The sequence below is a fragment of the Streptomyces sp. CNS606 genome (genome assembly GCF_000426325.1).
Map to the genome: position 1 here is coordinate 35719 of NZ_AUFD01000015.1, position 22083 is coordinate 57801.

The 22083-nt window shown below is 72.6% G+C and carries 21 protein-coding genes and 1 pseudogene; 9 read left to right on the forward strand and 13 right to left on the reverse strand.

What is annotated here, in order from left to right:
- Nucleotides 1-16: 16 nt before the first annotated feature.
- Complete coding sequence (locus K304_RS0112235; protein ID WP_051308365.1) at nucleotides 17-2830, reverse strand: SCO7613 C-terminal domain-containing membrane protein; 2814 nt, start codon at nucleotides 2828-2830, stop codon at nucleotides 17-19.
- Between the two features lie 205 nt (nucleotides 2831-3035).
- Here K304_RS0112235 and K304_RS0112240 point away from each other — a divergent pair, with 205 nt between their 5' ends.
- Entirely contained in the window at nucleotides 3036-4049 is a 1014-nt protein-coding gene (locus tag K304_RS0112240; protein ID WP_027763990.1) for a mechanosensitive ion channel domain-containing protein, read from the forward strand.
- Nucleotides 4050-4119: 70 nt separating this feature from the next.
- Here the strand turns inward: K304_RS0112240 and K304_RS0112245 are convergent, their stop codons facing one another.
- Nucleotides 4120-4671 carry an acyl-CoA thioesterase gene (locus K304_RS0112245; protein ID WP_027763991.1) on the reverse strand — a complete coding sequence of 184 codons (552 nt, stop codon included), beginning with the start codon at nucleotides 4669-4671 and terminating at the stop codon, nucleotides 4120-4122.
- A gap of 127 nt (nucleotides 4672-4798) precedes the next feature.
- Between K304_RS0112245 and K304_RS0112250 the strand changes: the two genes are divergently transcribed.
- Nucleotides 4799-6070, forward strand: coding sequence for an LCP family protein (locus K304_RS0112250; RefSeq protein WP_027763992.1), 1272 nt, complete (start codon nucleotides 4799-4801; stop codon nucleotides 6068-6070).
- 183 nt (nucleotides 6071-6253) lie between these two features.
- On the opposite strand, the gene K304_RS0112255 is transcribed toward K304_RS0112250, so the two are convergent.
- Nucleotides 6254-6637 carry a VOC family protein gene (locus K304_RS0112255; RefSeq protein WP_027763993.1) on the reverse strand — a complete coding sequence of 128 codons (384 nt, stop codon included), beginning with the start codon at nucleotides 6635-6637 and terminating at the stop codon, nucleotides 6254-6256.
- Nucleotides 6638-6735: 98 nt separating this feature from the next.
- On the opposite strand from K304_RS0112255, the gene K304_RS28650 reads away from it, so the two are divergent.
- Nucleotides 6736-7341, forward strand: coding sequence for a CGNR zinc finger domain-containing protein (locus K304_RS28650; protein ID WP_051308367.1), 606 nt, complete (start codon nucleotides 6736-6738; stop codon nucleotides 7339-7341).
- A 320-nt stretch (nucleotides 7342-7661) separates the two neighbouring features.
- Here K304_RS28650 and K304_RS0112265 read toward each other — a convergent pair whose 3' ends face one another.
- Nucleotides 7662-9017 carry a UDP-glucose dehydrogenase family protein gene (locus K304_RS0112265; RefSeq protein ID WP_027763994.1) on the reverse strand — a complete coding sequence of 452 codons (1356 nt, stop codon included), beginning with the start codon at nucleotides 9015-9017 and terminating at the stop codon, nucleotides 7662-7664.
- A 198-nt stretch (nucleotides 9018-9215) separates the two neighbouring features.
- Between K304_RS0112265 and K304_RS0112270 the strand changes: the two genes are divergently transcribed.
- Both K304_RS0112270 and K304_RS0112275 read left to right on the forward strand, forming a co-directional pair.
- Nucleotides 9216-10325, forward strand: a complete 1110-nt coding sequence (locus K304_RS0112270) for an acyl-CoA dehydrogenase family protein (RefSeq protein WP_199779603.1) — start codon at nucleotides 9216-9218, stop codon at nucleotides 10323-10325.
- A gap of 212 nt (nucleotides 10326-10537) precedes the next feature.
- Nucleotides 10538-11026, forward strand: a complete 489-nt coding sequence (locus K304_RS0112275) for an anthrone oxygenase family protein (RefSeq protein WP_051308370.1) — start codon at nucleotides 10538-10540, stop codon at nucleotides 11024-11026.
- Between the two features lie 24 nt (nucleotides 11027-11050).
- Here K304_RS0112275 and K304_RS34005 read toward each other — a convergent pair whose 3' ends face one another.
- From K304_RS34005 to K304_RS0112290, 4 genes are all read right to left on the reverse strand, one after another.
- Nucleotides 11051-11359 carry a VapC50 family PIN domain-containing toxin gene (locus K304_RS34005; RefSeq protein ID WP_078528983.1) on the reverse strand — a complete coding sequence of 103 codons (309 nt, stop codon included), beginning with the start codon at nucleotides 11357-11359 and terminating at the stop codon, nucleotides 11051-11053.
- A 16-nt stretch (nucleotides 11360-11375) separates the two neighbouring features.
- Nucleotides 11376-11606, reverse strand: a complete 231-nt coding sequence (locus K304_RS34010; RefSeq protein WP_078528985.1) for a hypothetical protein — start codon at nucleotides 11604-11606, stop codon at nucleotides 11376-11378.
- A 4-nt stretch (nucleotides 11607-11610) separates the two neighbouring features.
- Nucleotides 11611-12072: a helix-turn-helix domain-containing protein gene (locus K304_RS0112285; RefSeq protein ID WP_027763997.1), complete on the reverse strand. Its 462-nt coding sequence runs from the start codon at nucleotides 12070-12072 to the stop codon at nucleotides 11611-11613.
- A gap of 122 nt (nucleotides 12073-12194) precedes the next feature.
- Nucleotides 12195-12869 (reverse strand): TetR/AcrR family transcriptional regulator, encoded by a 675-nt coding sequence (locus tag K304_RS0112290; RefSeq protein ID WP_051308372.1) that lies wholly within the window; start codon nucleotides 12867-12869, stop codon nucleotides 12195-12197.
- A gap of 161 nt (nucleotides 12870-13030) precedes the next feature.
- Here K304_RS0112290 and K304_RS0112295 point away from each other — a divergent pair, with 161 nt between their 5' ends.
- Complete coding sequence (locus tag K304_RS0112295; RefSeq protein WP_027763999.1) at nucleotides 13031-13702, forward strand: DUF5701 family protein; 672 nt, start codon at nucleotides 13031-13033, stop codon at nucleotides 13700-13702.
- A 78-nt stretch (nucleotides 13703-13780) separates the two neighbouring features.
- Here the strand turns inward: K304_RS0112295 and K304_RS0112300 are convergent, their stop codons facing one another.
- From K304_RS0112300 to K304_RS0112310, 3 genes are read right to left on the reverse strand one after another with little or no spacing between them, the layout of a single operon-like run.
- Nucleotides 13781-14977: a dipeptidase gene (locus K304_RS0112300; protein WP_027764000.1), complete on the reverse strand. Its 1197-nt coding sequence runs from the start codon at nucleotides 14975-14977 to the stop codon at nucleotides 13781-13783.
- Nucleotides 14974-15483: a 5-(carboxyamino)imidazole ribonucleotide mutase gene (purE, locus tag K304_RS0112305; protein WP_106965583.1), complete on the reverse strand. Its 510-nt coding sequence runs from the start codon at nucleotides 15481-15483 to the stop codon at nucleotides 14974-14976. The genes K304_RS0112300 and purE overlap by 4 nt, the downstream gene beginning before the upstream one ends.
- A gap of 56 nt (nucleotides 15484-15539) precedes the next feature.
- Nucleotides 15540-16679 carry a 5-(carboxyamino)imidazole ribonucleotide synthase gene (locus tag K304_RS0112310; protein ID WP_027764002.1) on the reverse strand — a complete coding sequence of 380 codons (1140 nt, stop codon included), beginning with the start codon at nucleotides 16677-16679 and terminating at the stop codon, nucleotides 15540-15542.
- Nucleotides 16680-16822: 143 nt separating this feature from the next.
- Here K304_RS0112310 and K304_RS28660 point away from each other — a divergent pair, with 143 nt between their 5' ends.
- Both K304_RS28660 and K304_RS28665 read left to right on the forward strand, forming a co-directional pair.
- Complete coding sequence (locus tag K304_RS28660; protein WP_078528987.1) at nucleotides 16823-17266, forward strand: protease inhibitor I42 family protein; 444 nt, start codon at nucleotides 16823-16825, stop codon at nucleotides 17264-17266.
- Nucleotides 17267-17418: 152 nt separating this feature from the next.
- Nucleotides 17419-17934 (forward strand): annotated as a pseudogene (locus K304_RS28665) (GtrA family protein); the annotation flags it as partial.
- Between the two features lie 78 nt (nucleotides 17935-18012).
- Here K304_RS28665 and K304_RS0112325 read toward each other — a convergent pair.
- Both K304_RS0112325 and K304_RS0112330 read right to left on the reverse strand, forming a co-directional pair.
- Nucleotides 18013-19275, reverse strand: coding sequence for an ATP-binding protein (locus tag K304_RS0112325; protein ID WP_027764003.1), 1263 nt, complete (start codon nucleotides 19273-19275; stop codon nucleotides 18013-18015).
- 12 nt (nucleotides 19276-19287) lie between these two features.
- Nucleotides 19288-19968, reverse strand: a complete 681-nt coding sequence (locus K304_RS0112330) for a response regulator transcription factor (RefSeq protein WP_027764004.1) — start codon at nucleotides 19966-19968, stop codon at nucleotides 19288-19290.
- A gap of 424 nt (nucleotides 19969-20392) precedes the next feature.
- On the opposite strand from K304_RS0112330, the gene K304_RS0112335 reads away from it, so the two are divergent.
- The gene (locus K304_RS0112335; protein WP_027764005.1) at nucleotides 20393-21889 is read left to right on the forward strand and encodes an oligopeptide:H+ symporter; all 1497 of its coding nucleotides are present in this window, start codon (nucleotides 20393-20395) and stop codon (nucleotides 21887-21889) included.
- Nucleotides 21890-22083: the final 194 nt, after the last annotated feature.

Below are 22083 nucleotides of genomic sequence, written 5' to 3' on the forward strand. Positions count from 1 at the left end.
CGGGGCTTCGCCGGCGTCAGCCGAGGCGGCGCCAGGCGGCGTGCAGACGGCGCGCGTCCCGGAGCCGCTGTTCGTACGTGGCACCGACGGCGAGCAGCAGCAGCCCGGCCACGGCGGGCGGCAGCCAGCGCGGGAGGAGCCCGACGGCGTGTGCCAGGTACGGCGCGAGCTCGTGCGCGGCGACGAGCGCGAGCGCGGCGCCGCCGAGCAGCAGCGGCGCCTGGAGGCGGTACCGCGCGCCGAGGAGCGTCACCACCAGCGCGCCGATGCCGAGCAGCAGCGGGCGCAGCCCGTGCGGGTCGCCGAGCAGGGCGACCAGGCTCGGCAGCAGCGCGAGAGTCAGAGCGGGGGCGTAGGCCGCCCACGAGGACAGGCGCGGCTGGGCGCGGAGCCGCAGCAGGCCCATGGCCAGGGCGGCGACGGCCGGGGGCAGGGTGTACGCCTCGGGCACCTCCACGTCGGAGGCGTACAGCCGCACCCAGGTGGCCAGCAGGAACAGCGCGGTCGCGACGTACGCCGCCGGACGGCGGTCCTCGCGCACCGCGACGCAGCCGGCCAGCACGCCGCACAGGGCGAGCGCCAGGGCGAGCAGCGGTACGTCCGCGGCCGCCGGCAGCAGCGACCAGCCGGCGACGACGTATCCGGCGCCTTCCACGGCCGGCGACACGACGGCCCCCGGCGCGAGGAAGCGGGACGGCGCGGCAGGCCCGGTGCCGGTGCCGGTGCCCGCACCGGTGGTCGGGCGGGCCAGGCGGGCGGCCACCCAGGCGGCGACGGCCGCGACGGCGAACACGGCGAAGGCGGCCCGCTCGTGCGGAACGTCCAGCGCGACGGGCACCGCCCACGCGAAACCGGCCGCGTGGAGCACGGCCACCGCGGCGCACAGCGCGGCCACGGCGATCCCGGTGGCGAAGCCGCCCCCGGGACGGGCCCCTGCGCTCGGGGCGCTCGGGGGAACGGCGCCGCCCGGCGGGACGGACGCGCCCTCCCGCGTCGGCCGGGCGGTGTGCCGCCGCGCCGACAGGACCGCGGCGGCCGCGAAGGCGGCGCCCAGCACGGGCAGCGTCACCAGCGTGGCCGTGCGGTCCGTCAGGGCCCAGCCGAGCGCGGTCAGCGCGGTCACGACCGCCGCGCCGGAGGCGGTGGCGGCGCTCAGCCGGCCCCCCGTGCCGGTGGCAGCGAGGCCGAGCAGGGCCACGACCAGCGCCACGAGCACCACGCGCACCGCCGCGTAGGGCAGGTCCAGGGCCGTCGGCGCGACGGCGACGGCCGCCGCACCCAGGACGAGCGCACCGAGGGCGGCGGCACGCCGCACCTCGTCCGGCACCGGCACCGGTACGGGCACCCGGCCCGCGACCGCCAGGACCGAGGCGCAGACCCCGAGGATGATCACGGTTCCGGCGTCGCCGGTCCAGTGGGCGTCGAACGCGCTCGCGTCCCGGGGCACTCCCCGCCACGGCGCCTCGGCCCACCCCAGCGGCGCGAACAGCGCGTACGCCAGGGGCGGGGCCGCGTACAGCAGCGCGCAGGCATGGACCCCGGCTGCGGCGAGGAGCAGGCCCGCCCGCGGCGACCTCTTCGGTTCCGCGACGACGCCGGTCTTCCCCCGCCTCCGTACGCCGGACACGGCCGCCGCGAGCAGCACGGCACACAGCAGGTAGCCCGGCGCCACCCAGGTGACGGACGGCACGAGCGTGCGCACCAGTCCGCCGGTGGCCGCGACGGCGAGCAGTCCGGCCGCGCAGCCCAGCGCCACCGCGTAGGTGCGCCGCCGCCACCCGGCGGAGAGCAGCACGGCTGCCGCGGCGAGCAGCAGCGCGCCCGCCTCCACGGCGCTCGCCGGGTCCTGCGCGGCCAGCGACAGCCATCCGGCGAGCAGGAGGGCCGGTATGCCGGTGAGCAGCGCCGTGACCGAGGCGGTGACGCGCACCGCCTGCGACGGGCGTTTGGCGCCCGTCCACGGCGCGACCGCGAGCAGCGTGTCGGCGGCGGCCGTGGCGAGCAGGGCCCAGGCCGTGCCGTGCAGCCCGGCGCCCGCCGCGCCGGCCCACAGCGGCACCGGCAGCTGGGCGAGGACGACCGCGGCCGGTACCGGCCCGCGCAGCCCCGGCCGGGGCACGAGGGTGCCGTACACCGCCCACAGCCCGGCGACGACCGCGACGGCGGTCGCCGTGTAGGCGAGGGCGTCGGTGTGCTGGAGCCGGACCTGCCGGAGCGCGTAGGCGTCGAGGAGCAGCAGCACCAGGGCCACCCAGCCCACCGCTTCGGCGGTGGCGTTCAGGGTGCGGCGCAGCAGGAGGACGGGGGCGGCGACGGCGGCGACGGTCACCGTGGCGAGAACGGCGGCCCGGCCGCCGATGCCCATCTCGCCCCAGCTGAAGAGCGTGAAGGCGAGGGCGGCGACGGTGAGCAGAACGCCACCGAGGGCCAGCAGCACGTTGCGGGCGGTGCCCGGCGAGGTCTCCCGTCCGGGCCGGGGCGGCGGCACGGCGCCGTGCCGGGGCGGGCCGAACCCGGCGGGAGGCGGACCGAACCCCGCAGGCCCGTACGCGGGCGGGCCGGAGCCCGGCGGACCGTCGGACTGCGGCCCGTTCGCCGTGACCCGGGCCGCCCCGGCGCGCAGCTCGCCCAGCAGCCGCCGCCGCTCCGCGAGCAGCGTGCCGCGCCGGTGGTCGAGACGGTGCAGCTCCCCCTCGACCCACCGCACGCGGCCGAAGACCGGTCCGGTGACGGGCAGCCCGCAGTGCGGGCAGTGCGCCGCGGACGCGGCCGGGGCGGGCAGCGGCCGCCCGCAGTCCGGGCAGGGAGCGTTCGGCGTGCTGTTCGTCATACGCGGCAGGTTCCCGCGCCGGGGACGCGGGCGGAATCCGTCGGTGTACTCAGACCACGGATGAGTACGCCGTGCGCAGCCGCCGTGAAGACCCTGCCGGGGTGCTGGGGGCCTGCGCCGCGCCTTTGACCTCGGGAGAAGCCCCCGAGTACGTTCGGATGCTCTGACCGATCGGCAATCCGACGACGGACTGGAGAGACTTCCCGTGGAAGCGCCCGCCTCACACACCCTCAGCAGCACGAACGTCCTGGCGCTGGAGATGCCGGGCTGGCTCCGGGACAACGGCGAGGCGATCATCGCCGGCGCCGCCAGCATTCTGGGGATCATCCTCGGCGCCCTCCTCGTGCGCGCCCTCGCCAAGCGGGCCATCGCCCGCGTCGTCGCCCGCATCCTCCAGCCCGCGAAGGGGGAGGAGGACGGCACGCCGCGCCGCAACGGCCGCGGGCCCGCCGTGCTCCAGCGGGACGCCGGGCGGGCGCGCGAGCGCCGCGAGCAGCGTGCCAGGACCATCGGCGCGGTGCTCAGCAGCATCGTGACCGTGGTGATCGGCATCATGGCGCTGGCCATGGTGCTCGGCGAGGTCGGCATCGCGCTCGGCCCGCTGCTGGCCAGCGCCGGTGTCGTGGGTCTGGCCATCGGCTTCGGTGCGCAGAGCCTGGTGGCCGACTACCTCTCCGGCCTGCTGATCATGGTCGAGGACCAGTACGGCGTCGGTGACACCGTCGACCTCGGCGAGGCGATCGGCGAGGTGGAGCACGTGGGCCTGCGGCTCACCCAGGTCCGCGACCTGACGGGTGGCCTGTGGCACATCCGCAACGGCGAGATTCTGCGCGTGAAGAACGACAGCCAGGACTGGGCGCGTGCCGTCCTCGACGTCGGTGTGGCGTACGACTCCAACCTGGACACCGTGTACGAGGTGCTGGAGCGCACCGGCCGCGAGCTGCACGCGGACCCGGAGCAGGGCGCGCTGCTGCTGGAGGAGCCGTCCGTGTGGGGCGTGCAGTCGCTGGACGCGGACGCCGTCGTGGTGCGGATGGCCGTGAAGACGCAGCCGCTGAAGCAGTGGGGCGTCACCCGCGAGATGCGCCGCCGGGTCAAGGACAACCTGGACGCGGCGGGCGTGGAGATCCCGTTCCCGCAGCGCACGGTGTGGATGCGGCACGAGGACGCCCGCGCCGCCGTGCCGAAGGGCCGGGACGCCGCCGCCGTGACGCGCTGAGCGACCCCCTCCGGGGCATCCCGGAACCGGCGGCCCGGTCACCCGCTCTCGGGTGACCGGGCCGCCGCCGTCAGTCGTCGAGCCCTTCCGCGGCGCGCTTCTCCCGCAGCTCCTTGATGGCGCGGCGGCGCGCGAGCCGGTGGGTGCGCCGGATCTGCGCCTCCTGGTAGCGGCGCTTGTCCTGCTCCGTCTCCGGCACGACCTGCGGGACGGCGCGCGGCCTGCCGTTCTCGTCGACCGCGGCGAACACGAGGTAGGCGCTGCCCACCTGAACCGCCGGGGTGGACTCGTTCCACCGCTCGGCCAGTACCCGCACCCCGACCTCCATGGACGACCGGCCGGTCCAGTTGACCTGCGCCTTCACGTGCACCAGGTCGCCGACGTGCACGGGGTTGAGGAAGACCATCTCGTCCATCGAGGCGGTGACCGCCGGCCCGCCCGAGTGCCGTCCGGCGACCGCGCCCGCCGCGTCGTCGACGAACTTCATGATCACCCCGCCGTGGACGGTGCCCAGCAGGTTGGTGTCGGCCGCGGTCATGATCTGGCTGAGGGTGGTGCGTGCGGCGGCGGTCGGCTTGCCCGGGAGGGCGCCGTCCGCACCGGCGGATGCCTGTTCGGTCATGACGGCCACTTTAGGCCGGGACGAATCGGGACCCCGCACCCCCGGTTTTCGACAGGTCTGCTACAGCCCCGCCCCGATTCCGACCCCGCCCTGTGCGGCGGCCACGGGGCCGGGCACACTGCCGTGCATGAACCAGTGGCCCGACGGATGGATCGACGAACCTCGCGACCGGTACGGGCGCGGCTCCGCCGCCTCCGAGCCGGAGGGCGCCCGCGCCATGCCGCACGTCCGGCGTCCCCCGACCGTGCCGCCGCAGGGCGGGCCGCGGTATGACGACGGGTACGACAACAGGTACGACGACGGGTACGGGGACGGGTCGGTCTACGACTCCGGCTACAGCCAGGGCCAGGTCTACGGCGGACGGGGCGTCGGCGACCGCGGCGGCTACGTGGGAGCCCCCGAGTCCGGACGTCCGCGCGCGTCGGCCGGTACCCGCTTCAAGCGCATCCTGGTGACCGTCGTCGTGGTGCTGCTGGTGTGGTCGGTCGGCACCTACTTCTGGGCCGACTCCAAGCTGCGCCGCGAGGTGGACCTGGGCATAGTCCAGGACCGGCCGGAGGACGGCGAGGGGACGACGTACCTGATCGTCGGCTCGGACAGCCGCGAGGGGCTGACCGAGGAGGAGATGAAGGAACTGCACACCGGCGGCCCGACCGACGGCGGCCGCACGGACACCATGATGATCCTGCACGTCGGACCGGAGGGGAACACGCTGGTCTCGCTCCCCCGCGACTCCTACGTCACCATCCCGGAATTCACCGGCTCCGAGAGCGGCAAGGAGTTCGCCTCGCCGGGACAGAGCAAGCTGAACGCCTCCTACTCGATGGACGGGCCCACGCTGCTGACGCGCACGGTGGAGTACAACACCGGCCTCAAGATCGACCACTACGCGGAGATCGGCTTCGGGGGCTTCGCCAAGATCGTGGACGCGGTCGGCGGCGTCGAGATGGACATCCCGCGCGACATCAAGGACAAGAACTCCGGCGCCGACTTCAAGGCGGGCAAGCAGACCCTCGACGGCAAGCAGGCCCTCGCCTTCGTCCGCAACCGCTACGAGGCGGGCAGCGACCTGGAGCGGACCAAGAACCAGCAGAAGTTCCTCTCCGCGCTGGCGAGCCAGACAGCGACGCCGTCCACGATCCTCAACCCGTTCAGGCTGTACCCCACGATGGGCGCCGGGCTGGACACTCTCAAGGTCGACAAGGACATGAGCCTGTTCGACCTGGCGGAGATGTTCTGGGCCATGAAGAGCGTCAGCGGCGGCGAGGGCAAGTCCCTGAACATGCCGCTCAGCGGGTCCGCACCCGGCGGCTCGCTCAGGTGGGACATGGAGCGCGTCGAGCAGATGGTGGAGCAGATGAACTCCGGTGCGAAGGTCACGGTCGAGGGCGGCCAGTGACCCGTACCGCCACGCGGTGCACGGCGGGTGCGACTCCGACGAGCGGGGTCGCACCCGCCGCCGCATGCTGAGGGCGCAGCAGGCCCCGAGGCGCGCGGCACGAGGTGGAGATCGTCTCGTGCCGCGGCGGCAGGACCCCGTGTTCCCGCCGGAGCCGGGCGTCACGGCGGGCGCCGGACTCCGTCAGCAGGCGCAGAGACAGAAGGGGTGGCCGGCGGGGTCGGCGTAGACGCGCCAGTCACGCTTGCCGCCGCCGTCCCCTTCGAGGAGCCGTGCGCCCAGCGCGAGCACCTGCCGCTCCGCCTCGTCCAGGCGGTCCTTCGTCACGTCCAGGTCGAGGTGGAACTGCTGCGGGTGCTCGTTGCGCTCGTTGCCCGGCCACTGCGGCGGAACGTGGCCCGGCGCCTCCTGGAACGCGAGCGTCCGGCCGTGCGGCCCGATCAGCTCGACCCAGTCCGGCTCGTCCCCCACGTCCACCTGCCAGCCCAGCACCGCGCCGTAGAACTCGGCGAGCGCCTTGGGGTCCGGACAGTCGAGCACGGTGACGCCCATGGTGGCGACGGCCATGACGGGCTCCTCCCTGTAGACACGATGGTTACCGCTAACAGCGCGCAAGCAGTAACGCGGTTACCTCATGATGGCCGGTGACGGGTAACCTGGCAAGCATGGGAGACCGCAGAGCGCCGCAGCAGCTCGCTCTGGTGCAGGACCTGGTCAACACCTGGGACATCGAGGACGACCGCGACGCGTTCGACGACCCCGACGGCCTCGAGGAGTTCGTCGCCGCGCACGGCCTGCGGGGGATGCGCCTGGCCGCCGGCGACCTGCCCGCGCTGCGGGAACTCCGCGAGGCGCTGCGCGCGGCGTGCCTCGCCCACGCCGGCTGCGACCTGCCCGAGGCGACCTCACGCACCCTGGACGCGATGCTGGCGGAGGCACCGCTGGTGCTCGCCGTCACCGCCGACGGAGGTGCGCGCCTGCGCCCCGCGCCGGGACTCGCGGGCGCCGCGCTGTTCGCCTCCCGCATCGCGGCGGACATCGCCGCCGCGGCGGCCGACGGCAGCTGGCAGCGCCTCAAGGCGTGCGAGGCGGAGGACTGCCTGTGGGCCTTCTACGACCGCAGCCCGGCCGGCCGGGGCCGCTGGTGCTCCATGCAGCTCTGCGGCAGCCGCGCGAAGATGCGCGCCTACCGCGACCGCCGCCGTACGGGCTCCGCCGGCCCGCCGCACGGCGCGGGCTCACCGGACCCGGGGTCCGACGCCCCGCCGTGACCCGTTGACCGGGCCGAGGCGCACCAGGGCCGACGACCGCGCCCTCCCGCCGCCCGGACACCCGACGGCCGCCCGACCGCCGCCCGGGGAGGGAGGGTTGCCGCCGGTCGAAGCGGACCCGCCGCCCTCGCCGTGCACGGGCGCTCCGGGTGTGCGGGCCGACGCGCGGTCCGACCGGCGCGGACGCCGGGCCGGAGTCGTCCTCGCGAACGGCCCGACGGCCGGCCCCGGGCAGCCGCCCCGGGGGGGCCGGGACCCTCCCGGGCCAAGGCCCGCGCCTCGGTCGGCAAGCGGGAGCCGCCGGGCTCAGGCCGTCGGGCTCAGGCCGTCGGCCGGCCCAGGGCGCGGAACGTCCAGCCGGCCTTCCGCCACAGCGCGGCGTCCAGGGTGTTGCGGCCGTCCAGGATGCGCCGTTCCGCCACCGCGTCCGCCAGCACCGCCGGATCCAGCTCGCCGAACTCGCGCCACTCCGTCAGGTGCAGCACCACGTCCGCTCCGCGCACCGCTGCCAGGGCACTGTCCGCGTACCCGAGCGTCGGGAAGAGGCGGCGGGCGTTCTCCATGCCCTTCGGGTCGTAGACGGTCACCTGCGCACCCTGGAGGTGCAGCTGACCTGCGACGTTCAGTGCGGGCGAGTCCCGCACGTCGTCGGAGTCCGGCTTGAAGGTGGCGCCGAGCACCGCGACCCGCTTGCCGAGCAGCCCGCCGCCGACGGCCTCCCGGGCCAGCTCGACCATGTGCCCGCGGCGCCGCATGTTGATCGAGTCGATCTCGCGCAGGAAGGTCAGCGCCTGGTCGGCGCCCAGCTCGCCGGCGCGGGCCATGAACGCCCGCAGGTCCTTCGGCAGGCAGCCGCCGCCGAAGCCGATGCCGGCGCGCAGGAACTTGCGCCCGATCCGCTCGTCGTGGCCGATGGCCTCGGCCAGCTTCACCACGTCGCCGTCGGCGGCCTCGCACACCTCGGCCATCGCGTTGATGAAGGAGATCTTCGTGGCGAGGAACGAGTTCGCCGCGGCCTTCACCAGCTCGGCGGTCGGGAAGTCCGTGACCACGAACGGCGAACCCTCGGCGACCGGCTTCGCGTACACCTCGCGCAGCAGGGTCTCCGCACGCTCGCTGCGGACGCCGACCACGATGCGGTCCGGGTGCAGCGTGTCGTCGACGGCGAACCCCTCGCGCAGGAACTCCGGGTTCCACGCCAGCTCGACCTCGCCCTCCCCGGCCGGCGACAGCTCCGCGAGGCGCGCGGCGAGCCGGTCCGCGCTGCCCACCGGCACCGTGGACTTGCCGACCACCAGCGCCCGGCGGCGCAGCAGCGGCGCGAGCGACTCGATCGCCGTGTCCACGTAGCTCATGTCGGCGGCGTACTCGCCATGCCGCTGCGGGGTGTTCACGCAGACGAAGTGCACGTCGCCGAAGTCGGCGACCTCCTCGTAGGAGGTGGTGAAGCGGAGCCGCCCGCTGGCGCCCTCGAGGCCGGCCACGTGCCGCCGCAGCAGCTCCTCCAGGCCCGGCTCGTACATCGGCACCTCGCCGCGCGAGAGCATCTCGATCTTCTCGGGCAGCACGTCCAGTCCCAGCACCTCGAAGCCGAGATCGGCCATCGCGGCGGCGTGGGTGGCACCGAGGTAGCCGGTGCCGATCACGGTGATCCTGGGCGGGGCCTGGTGGGCCATGGCTACTCCTGGACGACGCGGCGAAACGGTGGGGTGCCCGCAGCATATCTAGGGATACCCGGAGAGGTAGCTCACGTGGGCTCGGCGAGGAAAGCGCCTAGAATCCGTGTTACTTAACGGTCATTAGCATCCCGGGAGTGAGACACCGTGGCAGGAGTCCCCGACTTCGACCTCTACCGTCCGGCCGAGGAGCACGACATGCTCCGCGACTCGGTGCGCGCACTCGTCGAGGCCAAGATCGCACCGTTCGCGACGGCGGTGGACGAGGAGGCCCGCTTCCCCCAGGAAGCGCTCGACGCCCTCGTGGCGAACGACCTGCACGCCGTGCACGTCCCCGAGGCGTACGGCGGTGCGGGCGCGGACGCCCTGGCGACCGTCATCGTCATCGAGGAGGTCGCGCGCGCCTGCGCCTCGTCCTCCCTGATCCCGGCGGTCAACAAGCTGGGCTCGCTCCCGGTGATCCTCTCCGGATCCGAGGAGCTGAAGAAGCGGTACATGACGCCGCTGGCCAAGGGCGACGCGATGTTCTCCTACTGCCTCAGCGAGCCCGACGCCGGCTCCGACGCGGGCGGCATGAAGACCCGCGCGGTACGTGACGGAGACCACTACGTCCTGAACGGCGTCAAGCGCTGGATCACCAACGCCGGCGTCTCCGAGTTCTACACGGTCATGGCCGTGACCGATGCGGACAAGAAGACCCGCGGCGGCATATCGGCCTTCGTGATCGAGAAGGACGACGAGGGCGTCTCCTTCGGCGCCCCGGAGAAGAAGCTCGGCATCAAGGGCTCCCCCACCCGCGAGGTCTACCTCGACAACGTGCGCGTCCCCGCCGACCGCATGATCGGCGACGAGGGCACCGGCTTCGCCACGGCGATGAAGACCCTCGACCACACCCGCATCACCATCGCCGCCCAGGCCCTCGGCATCGCCCAGGGTGCCCTGGACTACGCCAAGGGCTACGTCAGGGAACGCAAGCAGTTCGGCAAGCCGATCGGCGACTTCCAGGGCGTGCAGTTCATGCTGGCCGACATGGCCATGAAGCTGGAGGCCGCCCGCCAGCTGACGTACGCGGCCGCCGCGAAGTCCGAGCGGGTGGACGCCGACCTGACGTTCTTCGGCGCCGCGGCCAAGTGCTACGCCTCCGACGCCGCGATGGAGATCACCACCGACGCGGTCCAGCTCCTCGGCGGCTACGGCTACACCCGCGACTACCCGCTGGAGCGCATGATGCGCGACGCGAAGATCACCCAGATCTACGAGGGCACCAACCAGGTCCAGCGCATCGTCATGGCCCGCAACCTGCCCTGAACTGCACCTCTTCCCGGACGCCCCCGCCCCTGGCGGGGGCGTCCCGCGTGGTGCCCCGCCCGACCGGGCCCGTCGACCGCTCGACGGCGGGCGGTGAGCGCGTCTGCGTCGGGTCGCGGCAGATTCTCCTCGGTATCGGTGGCGCTCACGTGCGGATTCGGCTTGACTCGAACGACGGAAGTCGAGGGCCCGGAAGCCGCGAGGAGGGTGCCGTGCTGGAGGTCTGGCAGGGAGTCGCGCTGGTCGCGGCGACACTGCTCACGGGGGTGATGGCCGGGCTCTACTTCGCGTTCTCCATCGCGGTGATGCCGGGGCTCGGCGCGTGCGACGACCGCACCTTCACCGAGGCCATGCGGGCGGTCAACCGCAAGATCCTCAACGGCTGGTTCGGCCTGGCGTTCGCGGGCGCGCCCGTCGTGGTGCTCGTCGCGGGGGTGTTGCATCTCGGCGGCGAGACGACGCGCGTGTCGTTCTGGACGCTCGCCGCCTTCCTCCTCTACGCGTTCACGCTCGCGATCACCTTCCGCGTGAACGTGCCGCTGAACAACGACCTGGACGCTGCGGCTCCGGACGAACCGACGGGCGCGCGGCAGGCGTTCGAGCGTCGCTGGGTCCGCTGGAACCACGCCCGCACCCTGCTCGGCATCGCCTCCCTCGGCTGCCTCTCCTGGGCCCTCGTCGTCCACGGCGGCCAGGGCTGAGAGCGGAGAGGGATGAGGCTCAGCTCAGGCGATCGCGCGGAGGGCTGCGACCGACGGGACGAGCCCTTCGCGCTCGAGACTGGTGAGCACGTCCTCGACCGTTCCGGGAGGGCGACGCCTGCTGTCCGCGATCTGCTGAACCGCTGCGTACACGACAGAGGGATCGAGGTCGACCTGCGCCTCCAGGAAGGCATCGGGGTGTGACGCTTCGATGTCCCAGGGGGCGAGCTTGTCCTGTGGGAAGTCCTTCAGGTTGGCGGTGACGATCACCTGGGCCTTCGCCCGTATCGCTGCCGCAACCACATGGCGATCGTCCGGGTCAGGGAGTTCCACGGCCGGGACGAGGGGCTCAGCGCGTGACGAGGCAGTCCCGGACCGCTCCGTTCATCAGTCGTCTCGTGCGGTCGAGCTTGTCGGGATCGAGATCCGGTCGGTTCGCTTTGAGGTTGCGGAACAGTTCGTCGAGGATGCGTTCCGTCCACTTGGCCTGCACGAGACCCGCCTGGGCCACACGGATCAGGACGTCCCGGAGTGTGCTGGGATACAGCACGTTCGCGTCATAGAGCGCTACGAACGCCATGTGATCAGATCAGCCCCATGTCCTGGCCGAGTTCGGTGAGTTCGTCCGCCGCATGACGCCGCCGCTGGTCGTCCCGGGCCTTGTAGCCCAGGAGCGAGGAAGCCGTGATGCGCCGATGCGTTCCGACGGTTCGGTATTCGATCTCCCCGGCCTCGAGCAACCCGATCAGGAAGGGCCGTGACACGTTGAGGAGGTCGGCGGCCTGCTGCGTGGTCAGCTCGGCGTCCCGGGGAACGATGGCGACACTGCGCCCGGCTCCCATGTGGGCGAGCATGCCGGCGAGCAGTTCGACCGCCTCCCGGGGGAGTTCCAGAGGACGCCGGTCCTCGCCCTCCACGGTCACGCGGATCTTCCGCTGCTGCCGGTTGGCCTGCAGGTAGTCCCGTACCCGGCGGGTGGCCTCGTGGGCGACTCGGCTGGAGTCCGGGGGCAAGGCCTCGGACGAGGGGATCCGGGATTTGGTCATCACGGGCTCCTCGGGTGTTGACGCGGCACTCGGAGCTACTCTTCGCATTATTCGCAGTAACCGCAACAAGCGCACCCCGGGAGCCGACGCCATCACTGCGGCACCGGGCGAGGAGTGCGGCGTCAGGCGGGGGCGTAGGCGTCGAGGGCGGGAGCGAGGAGGGCGAAGGCGCGTTCGGCCTCGTCGTGGAGGACGGCGGCGATCTCCGGGTTGGTGCGCCCGGCGAGCGTGAGGGCCATGATGCGGTCGAACAGCACGCGGTGGACGCCGCCGAGCAGGGCGGCCGCGGTGCGCGGCGTGATGGCGTCGACGGGGGCGCCGGTGGCCTCGGCGAGGGCGGCGGCGAGCCGGTGCTCGCGCTGGTCGTGGAGGCCGCGCAGGCAGGTCGTCAGGGTGGCGCTGTCCGCGATCATGCGGGTGAACTCGAACCCGGCGAAGCCGGCGACGGGGTCCTGCGCGGCGACGGCGGCCAGAAAGGTCCGCCGCAGCGCCGCGAGGGCGGTCTCCCCGGGCGCGCGGGCGGCGACGGTGCGGGCCAGGGCTCCGACGAACTCCTCCTGGTGGTCGAAGGCCAGGTCCTCCTTGTACGGGAAGTAGTTGGTGACCGTCTTCTTCGCGACGCGGGCGGCGTCGGCGATCTCGGCGATGGTGGTGCGCTCGAAGCCCTGCTCGATGAAGAGCACGGTGGCCCGGTCGGAGATCAGCTGCCGCGTCTCGCGCTTCTTGGCCTCGCGCAGGCCGGGAGCCGCTACGACACCCGTCGTGCCGCCCGCGGCGGTGGTCGAGTCGAGTCCCATGGACGGAAATCCTACCCCGAGCCTACTTTTCCCTTGACGCACTCCTTACCACCGTCGTAAGTTTACCTTCGGACTACGATGCGTCGCGCTCCATCGCTCACTTCACCGCCAGCCCCACCGTCGACTCCACCGCTCGCTCCACCGCCCCGGAAGGAACGCCTTTGACCGAGACTCCGGAGACCGCCGAGACACCCTTCGACCGCGCCGTCGAATTCGACCGGCAGGTCCGCACTCTGGTCGACCGCGGGTACCCGTCGCTGGCGGGCGTGGACCCGGAGGCGTTCGCCGCTGCCGTCGCCCCGCTGCGCGACCGGGCCACGGCGACGACCGGCCCCCGCGACACCGACGGCGGACGCATACCGTTCCTCCTGGTCGTCACGCGGGGCGCGGCCCCGATCGAGGAGACGGTGCCGCGGACCACCCTGCATCGCGGTCGCCTCCCCGGGTTCGTGGACCACTCCTTCGAGCCGGGCTCCCTGGAGCGGTTCGTCGCCCCCGAGGGGATCGAACTGCCGGACGACGACGTCTACCTGCTGCTCGACGTCGAACGCGGGGAGGAGTTCTGCGGCGTCGTGCCCGGCGAGGCGATGAAGACCGTCGCGGAGCGGAAGCGGACGCCGCTCACCATCGAGGAGGGCGTCGCCCTCGTCACGCACTTCCCGGAGGTGCTGGCGAAGAACAAGTGCTTCTCCCTGGGCGGCTCGCGGTGCGGCGACCGCCGTGTCCCGGCCCTCTGGATCAGCAAGAGGGCACCGAAGCTGGGCTGGTGCTGGGAGGGCAACCCGCACACCTGGCTGGGCATGGCGTCCGCCGGTGCGCGCTCGGCAGGCTGAGCGGCTCCGCGCCCGCACACCGGAGGACCCCGGCGCCCCTCCTGACGGGGCGGCGCCGGGGTCCCGGGCGGAGGCGGTTCAGCCGTCGAGCTGCTGGAGCGTCGCGATGGAGGGCCCGCGACGGGTCTTCAGGTCCGCGGCGACGGCTTCGGCGTCGCGGAGGACGCGGACCGCGTTGGACCAGGTCAGCTTGGCCAGGTCCGCGTCGGACCAGCCGCGGCGCAGCAGCTCCGCGATCAGGTGGGGGTAGCCGGCGACGTCGTCCAGGCCGGAGGGCGTGAACGCGGTGCCGTCGTAGTCGCCGCCGATGCCGATGTGGTCGATGCCGGCGACCTCGCGCATGTGGTCGAGGTGGTCGGCCACGGTCGACGGAGTGGCGACGGGGCGCGGGTTGGCCTCCTCGAAGGCGCGCTGGACGTTCTTGCCCTCGGCGCTGAGATCGAGGTGGTGCAGGCCGTGGGCGCGCATGTTCTCGTCGGCGGCCCGCGTCCAGGCGACGGCCTCCGGCAGCACGAACTTGGGCACGAAGGTGGCCATGGCCACGCCGCCGTTGCGCGGCAGCAGTTCCAGCACGTCGTCGGGGATGTTGCGCGGGTGGTCGCAGACGGCACGGGAGGAGGAGTGCGAGAAGATCACCGGCGCCTCGGTGACGCGCAGCGCGTGGCGCATCGTGGTGGCGGCGACGTGGGAGAGGTCGACGAGCATGCCGCAGCGGTTCATCTCGCGGACGACCTCCTCGCCGAAGCGGGAGAGGCCGTCGTGGCGCGGGTCGTCCGTCGCGGAGTCGGCCCAGTCGATGGTGTCGTTGTGGGTCAGCGTCATGTAGCGGACGCCCAGCTCGTGGAACGCGCGCAGCGTGGCGAGGGAGTTGCCGATGGAGTGGCCGCCCTCGGCGCCCATCAGCGACGCGATGCGTCCCTGCGCCCGCGCGGCCTCCATCTCGTCGGCGGTACCCGCGAACGCGAGGTCGCCGGGATAGCGGTCGAGCAGCTGCCGTACGACGTCGATCTGTTCCAGGGTGGCGCTGACGGCGGCGTCTCCGGTGAGGTCGGTGCGCACGTACACCGACCAGAACTGCGCGCCGACGCCTCCGGCCCGCAGCCGCGGAATGTCGGTGTGCAGGTGGGCGGAGGTGTCGCCGGCGATGTCGCGCCGGTCGATGTCGTAGGCGACCTGCTCGCGAAGCGCCCAGGGCAGGTCGTTGTGACCGTCCACGACCGGGTGTTCGGCGAGCAGGGCCCGCGCCCGGTCGAGGTGTGTGGCGGCGTCGTTCATCGGGCTCCCCCTCCGAAGCCGAAGCCGTCCTCGGCGGCCGCGACCTTGGCGCGCAGCCGCCGGCCCTTCTCGGTGGCCTGTTCGTTGAGGTCGTCCAGGAAGGAGGTCATCCGCTCCCGCAGGTCCGGGTCCTGTGCGGCGAGCATGCGGACGGCGAGCAGCCCGGCGTTGCGGGCGCCGCCGACGGAGACGGTGGCCACGGGGATCCCGGCCGGCATCTGCACGATGGACAGCAGCGAGTCCATGCCGTCCAGGTACTTCAGCGGCACGGGCACGCCGACGACCGGCAGCGGGGTGACGGAGGCGAGCATGCCGGGCAGGTGGGCGGCGCCGCCGGCGCCGGCGATGATCGCCTTCAGGCCGCGGCCGGCGGCCTCCTCGCCGTAGCGGACCATCTCGCGCGGCATGCGGTGCGCGGAGACGACATCCACCTCGTAGGGGACCTCGAACTCGTCGAGGGCCTTGGCGGCGGCTTCCATCACGGGCCAGTCGGAGTCCGAGCCCATGACGATGCCGACGACGGGCGCGCCGGGCCGGGAGGCGGACGGGGTGGCGGGTGGGGTCACTCCTGGATCGTCCCTCGCAGGTAGCCGGCGGCGTGGGCGGCGCGTTCGCGTACGTCGGCCAGGTCGTCGCCGTAGGTGTTGACGTGGCCGACCTTGCGGCCGGGCTTCACGTCCTTGCCGTACATGTGGATCTTGAGCTGCGGGTCGCGGGCCATGCAGTGCAGGTACGCGGTGTACATGTCGGGGTAGTCGCCACCGAGCACGTTGGCCATGACGGTCCAGGGGGCGCGCGGCCGCGGGTCGCCGAGCGGCAGGTCCAACACCGCGCGCACGTGGTTGGCGAACTGCGAGGTGACGGCGCCGTCCATGGTCCAGTGACCGGAGTTGTGCGGGCGCATGGCCAGCTCGTTGACGAGGATGCGGCCGTCACGGGTCTCGAAGAGCTCCACCGCGAGGTGGCCGACGACGCCGAGTTCGGCGGCGACCTTCAGGGCGAGTTCCTGCGCGGCGGCGGCCAGGTCGGGGTCGAGGCCGGGCGCGGGCGCGATCACGGTGTCGCACACGCCGTTCACCTGGACCGATTCCACGACGGGGTAGGCGACGGCCTGGCCGTGCGGGGAGCGCACGACGTTCGCGGCCAGTTCGCGCGCGAAGTCGACCTTCTCCTCGGCGAGTACCGGGACGCCGGCGCGGAACGGCTCGGCGGCCTCGTCGGCGCCGTCCACGACCCACACGCCCTTGCCGTCGTAGCCGCCGCGCACGGTCTTCAGCACCACCGGGAAGCCCGATCCCTCGGCGGCGAAGGCCACGACGTCGGCGGGGTCGGCGACGATGCGGTGCCGCGGGCAGGGCACGCCGATCGCGTCGAGCCGGGCCCGCATGACGCCCTTGTCCTGGGCGTGCACCAGCGCGTCCGGGCCGGGGCGCACGGGGATGCCCTCCGCCTCCAGGGCGCGCAGGTGCGCGGTGGGCACATGCTCGTGGTCGAAGGTGATCACGTCACACCCGCGGGCGAAGGCCCGCAGCGTGTCCAGGTCGCGGTAGTCGCCGACGACGACGTCGCTCACCACCTGGGCCGCGGAGTCCTGCGGGGTGTCGGAGAGGAGCCTGAATCTGATGCCGAGGGGGATGCCGGCCTCGTGTGTCATACGGGCGAGCTGTCCGCCGCCGACCATGCCGACTACGGGGAACGTCACGGTCTCCAGCCTATCCGCCGCCGCCCGGCCCGGCCGTCGCCCCTCCCTCGCAGGTAGGATCGCGCAGCGTCATCGGCGCACTCCCTTCGGTCGCCGGGTGATGAGCGTCACGGGGCGGGACGGCGGGGGAACGGGGGAGCTGAATGCGTGAGCGTCCGGGCCGGAGGCCCTTCTTCGCGGGGCTGGCGGTGGGGGTGGTGCTGGCGCTCGCCGGTGCCGCGCTGTGGCAGGCCGGCCCGCTGTGGGCGTATCTGGGAGTGACGCCGTGGACCTTCGACGCACGCGACCGGCACGTCACGGTGCCGGTCGGTGACACGTTCGTGATCGAGGTGGAGGACAACGCCTCGACCGGGTTCCGCTGGATCGTCGAGGGTCCCGACGGGAGCGTCGTGGAGAGGATCGGCGAGGAGTACGAGGCCGACTCCCCCGACCTCGTCGGCTCCGGCGGCACGCTGTCCCTGCGCTTCCGGGCCGTCGCGGAAGGGCGGACGGAGATCGCCCTCCGCCACTGCTTCCGGTGCGGGGGTGCGGACGAGGACACCTCTGCGGAGAAGCGGCTCTTCTTCTCGGTCTCCGTCCGGGCCTGACGGCCGGCCCCTCCCGGCGGGCCGCGTCGTCCGCCCGTGCGGGCTTGCCCGTAGTACTCGAGGACGATGCCCGCGTGCGGGGTCCTGGTTAGCATGAGGCGGCGAACGCCTCCACGGAGGAGCCGACCAGAAACGGGGACCGAGCGATCGCTATGAGTGAAGGGCGCGGCGTCTCGGCACGCCTGCGGGGGCTCGCCCGCGAACTCGCAAAGTTCGGCACCGTCGGCGCTTTCGGCGTGCTGGTGAACGTCGTCGTGTTCAACCTGTGCATACGGGTGCTGGACCTGGCGACCGTGCGCTCCGGGGTGATCGCCACGGCGGTGGCGATCGGCACCAACTACGTCGGCAACCGCTACTGGACGTACCGGCACGCCGACAAGAGCCGCGTGCAGCGGGAGCTGTCGCTGTTCCTCTTCTTCAGCGGCGTCGGCCTGGTGATCGAGAACGGCGTGCTGGCGGTGTCCCACTACGGCCTGGATTTCACCTCGCCGCTGGCGGACAACGTCGCCAAGAACGTGATCGGGCTCGGCCTGGGCACCGTGTTCCGGTTCTGGTCCTACCGCACCTGGGTCTTCCGCCACCGGGCCGGCGCACGGCCGGCTCCCACAGGCGAGACGGCCCCCGCGGGCGACCCGGCCGACCCGCTCGACCCGGCCGATCCGGTGCAGGCGCCGACGCAGGCAGGCGTCCCCCTCCAGACCCGTACGGACCCCGCTACGCCGGGCGCGGGCGCCGCCGTCGCGGTGTCAGACCGGCTGATCCGCGTCGCGGCTCAGGAAGAGGGCGAACACCGGCGGGTGCAGCTGTAGCAGTTCCAGCCGTCCGCCGTCGGCCTCGGCGAGGTCGCGTGCGACGGCGAGGCCCAGCCCGGTGGAGTTGTGGCCGCTGACGGTGCGTTCGAAGACCCGCGAGCCGAGCGTCGGGTCGACGCCCGGACCTTCGTCGGTGACCTCCACGACGACCTGGTTGCCGGTGACGCGGGTGCGCAGCGCGACCGTGCCGCCGCCGTGCATCAGCGCGTTCTCGATGCAGGTGGCCAGCACCTGGGCCACCGCTCCCGGGGTGCCGACGACCCGCAGCCCCGTCTTGCCGGAGCGTACGATCGCGCGGCCGTCGACGCGGTACGCGGGCTTCCACTCCTCCGTCTGCTGCTTGACGACCTCGTCGAGGTCGAAGGCGACGGCGGAGCCGGAGCGGGGGTCGCGGGAGTTGGTGAGAAGCCGCTGCACGACGTCGGTGAGGCGTTCGACCTGCGCCAGCGCGATGGTCGCCTCCTCCTTGACCGTGACCCGTTCCTCGGGGTCGTCGGTGTCGGCCGTCGCGATGATCTCCTCCAGTCGCATCGACAGGGCGGTGAGCGGGGTGCGGAGCTGGTGGGAGGCGTCGGCGGCGAGACGCCGCTCGGCGGTGATCATGCGGCCGATGCGTTCGGCGCTGGCGTCGAGCACGTCGGCGACCCGGTCCAGTTCCGGCACGCCGTACCGGCGGTGCCGGGGCCGGGGATCGCCGGAGCCGAGGCGTTCGGCGGTCTCGGCGAGGTCGGTGAGCGGGGCGGCGACGCGGTGCGCCTGCCGTACGGCGAGGATCGCGGCGGCGACGATCGCGAGCAGCGTGACGGCGAGGATGATCAGCAGGGTGCGGCCCACCTCCGCGCGCACCGTGCCCTCGGACTGCTGGACGACGACGGTCTCACCCTGGGCACCGGTCTGCCGCGCCTCGATGACGTCGTCCGCGGGCTTGTCGCCGAAGACGATGGGCGGGCGGCCGGGCACCTCGACGCGGATGTAGCGGTCGCCCTCGACCGTGGTGCGCAGCGTCTCCTCGGTGACGGGCTCCTCGTTGACCAGCCTGCTCTCCACCACGGACACCAGGCGTACGGCCTCGGAACGGACGCTCTCCTCGACGCTCTCCTCGACTGTGCGGGACTCCACCAGCACCAGGGAGACGCCGAAGACGGCGAGGACCACGAGCACCACGGCGAGGGTGGACTGGATCAGACGGCGGCGCATGGGGTGGAGGGCTCAGCTCTTCTCGAAGCGGAAGCCGACCCCGCGCACGGTGGCGATGAAGCGCGGGTTGGCGGCGTCGTCGCCGAGCTTCTTGCGCAGCCAGGAGATGTGCATGTCGAGGGTCTTGGTCGACGACCACCAGGTGGTGTCCCAGACCTCGCGCATCAGCTGGTCGCGGGTGACGACCCGGCCCGCGTCCCGCACCAGCACCCGCAGCAGGTCGAACTCCTTGGCGGTGAGGTGGAGTTCCTCCTCGCCCATCCAGGCGCGGTGCGACTCGGCGTCGATGCGTACGCCGTGGGTGGCGGGCGGGGCGGCGGCCTCGGTGGCGGCGCCCCGGCGCAGCAGGGCGCGGACCCGGGCGAGCAGTTCGGCGAGGCGGAAGGGCTTGGTGACGTAGTCGTCGGCGCCCGCGTCGAGGCCGACGACCGTGTCCACCTCGTCGGCCCGTGCGGTGAGGACCAGCACCGGGAAGGCGTGGCCCTCGTTGCGCAGCCGCCGGCAGACCTCCAGGCCGTCCATGCCGGGCAGGCCCAGGTCCAGCACGACCAGGTCGATGGCGTCGCGCAGCCCGGCTTCCAGGGCGCCGGGGCCGTCCTTCCTGACCTCGACCTCGTATCCCTCCCGGCGCAGGGCTCTGGCCAGCGGTTCCGAGATGGACGCGTCATCCTCGGCGAGCAGTACACGGGTCATGGCCCGATGGTAGTCCTCGCAGCACAGGGGGTGGTGTGTCCCCGTTGCCCCGCGCCCGCGCGGTGTCCCGCACGCCCGGCGCACACGAACGGACCAGGCGCGGTGCCTCCCACCGCACGACCGGTGATCACTTCCGATAGTCGGACGGACACTGGGAATCACCGACTTGACCCTTCATTTACCTTCGGTTGCAAGGGAAAGTTTCAGCTTTCACCTGTGATCTGTGTCGCATTCACTTCCAATTCGGGCGGTCCCCTGCCGTAAGGTTGCGTCGATTCTGCAAGTCGACGCCGACCTCTGGCCGCCACCGCGGTGCAGGGCCCGTCGGCGTGCGGGTCTGTCTCCGGGCAGGCCCGCTCTCCCCCCACCGGGCGCGCATCGCGCTTCTTGCCGCGCGTCCCGAGCGAGCAAGGAGCCACCAACCATGGCGTCCAGCCTGACGAAGGCCGGAACCGGTACCACCGGCGAACGGACCTTCTTCGGCCACCCGCGCGGTCTGGCCACCCTCTTCATGACCGAGATGTGGGAGCGTTTCAGCTTCTACGGCATGCGTGCCCTGCTGGTCCTCTACCTGACGGCTCAGGTGACGGACGGCGGCCTGGCCATGAAGGCCTCGACGGCGACCGCGCTGTACGCCGTCTACAACGCCACGGTGTACCTGCTGGCACTGCCCGGCGGCTGGTTCGGCGACCGCGTCTGGGGACCGCGCAAGACCACCGCCATCGCCGGCGGCATCATCATGACCGGCCACTTCCTGCTGGCCGTGCCGTTCAAGGCCTCGTTCTTCGTCGGCCTGGTCTTCATCGCGGCCGGTTCCGGCCTGCTGAAGTCCAACATCTCCACGATGGTCGGCCACCTCTACGACGGGCCGAACGACCCGCGCCGGGACGGCGGCTTCACCATCTTCTACATGGGCATCAACATCGGTGCCTTCCTCGCTCCGCTCGTCATCGGCACCGTCGGCCAGAAGGTCAACTGGCATCTCGGCTTCGCCATGGCCGGCGTCGGTATGGGCCTGGGGCTCATCCAGTTCCTGGTGGGTACCCGCAGCCTGTCCGCACGCAGCAGCCTGGTCCCCTCGCCGCTGAGCGCCGACGAGAAGTCCGCGGCCGTCAGGAAGACGCTCATCGGTGTCGCGATCGCCGCGGTCTTCTACGGCACCATCACGCTCGCCGGCGTCTTCAGCATCGACTGGGTGCTGTGGCCCATGTCCATCGCGGGCATCGCACTGCCGGCCCTGTACTTCGCCCGCATCCGCCGTGACCAGGACGTCACCCCGGACGAGCGGAAGAAGATGACCGGCTTCATCTGGTTCTTCATCGCCGCCGCGCTCTTCTGGCTGATCTTCGACCAGTCCGGCTCGACGCTGACCGTGTTCGCCAAGGAGTCGACGGCCTCCACGCTGTTCGGGTTCGCCTTCCCGGAGAGCTGGTTCCAGTCGCTGAACCCGCTGTACGTGATGGCGCTCGCCCCGGTCATCGCCGCCCTGTGGGTGAAGCTGGGACGCCGCAACCCGACCACGACCACCAAGTTCGGCCTGGGCCTCACCGGCATCGGCCTGTCGTTCGGCGTGATGATGCTGGCCATGGGCGTCGCCGCCGCCACCGACGACAGGGTCTCGCCGCTGTGGCTGGCGAGCGTCTACCTCATCATGACCGTGGCGGAACTGTGCCTCTCCCCGGTCGGCCTCTCGGTCTCCACGAAGCTGGCCCCGGAGAAGTACTCCAGCCAGGTCATGGGCCTGTGGTTCCTGGCCGTCACGGCCGGCAACTGCCTGGCGTCCATCATGGCGCTGATCTTCGGCGAGAAGACCGGTTCGCCGGTGTACTTCGGAGTGATCGGTGCGCTCGCCGTCGTCGCGGGCATCGCCTTCCTCCTGAACCGCAAGAAGGTCATCCGGCTCATGGGCGACGTGCACTGACGCGTCCCCTCCGGGAAGTACGAACAGTGGCGCTCGGCCGGTCCTCCCGGCCGAGCGCCACTGTTTTCGCGGTCCGGGGCGCCGGCCCGCCGCACCGCACGGCCGCGTGTGCCCAGTCGCAAGGCGAAGGGGGTTTGACCACGTACGGGGGACGGAAGCCTCCCCGTCGAACCCGCCGTCTCCCGCGAAGGACT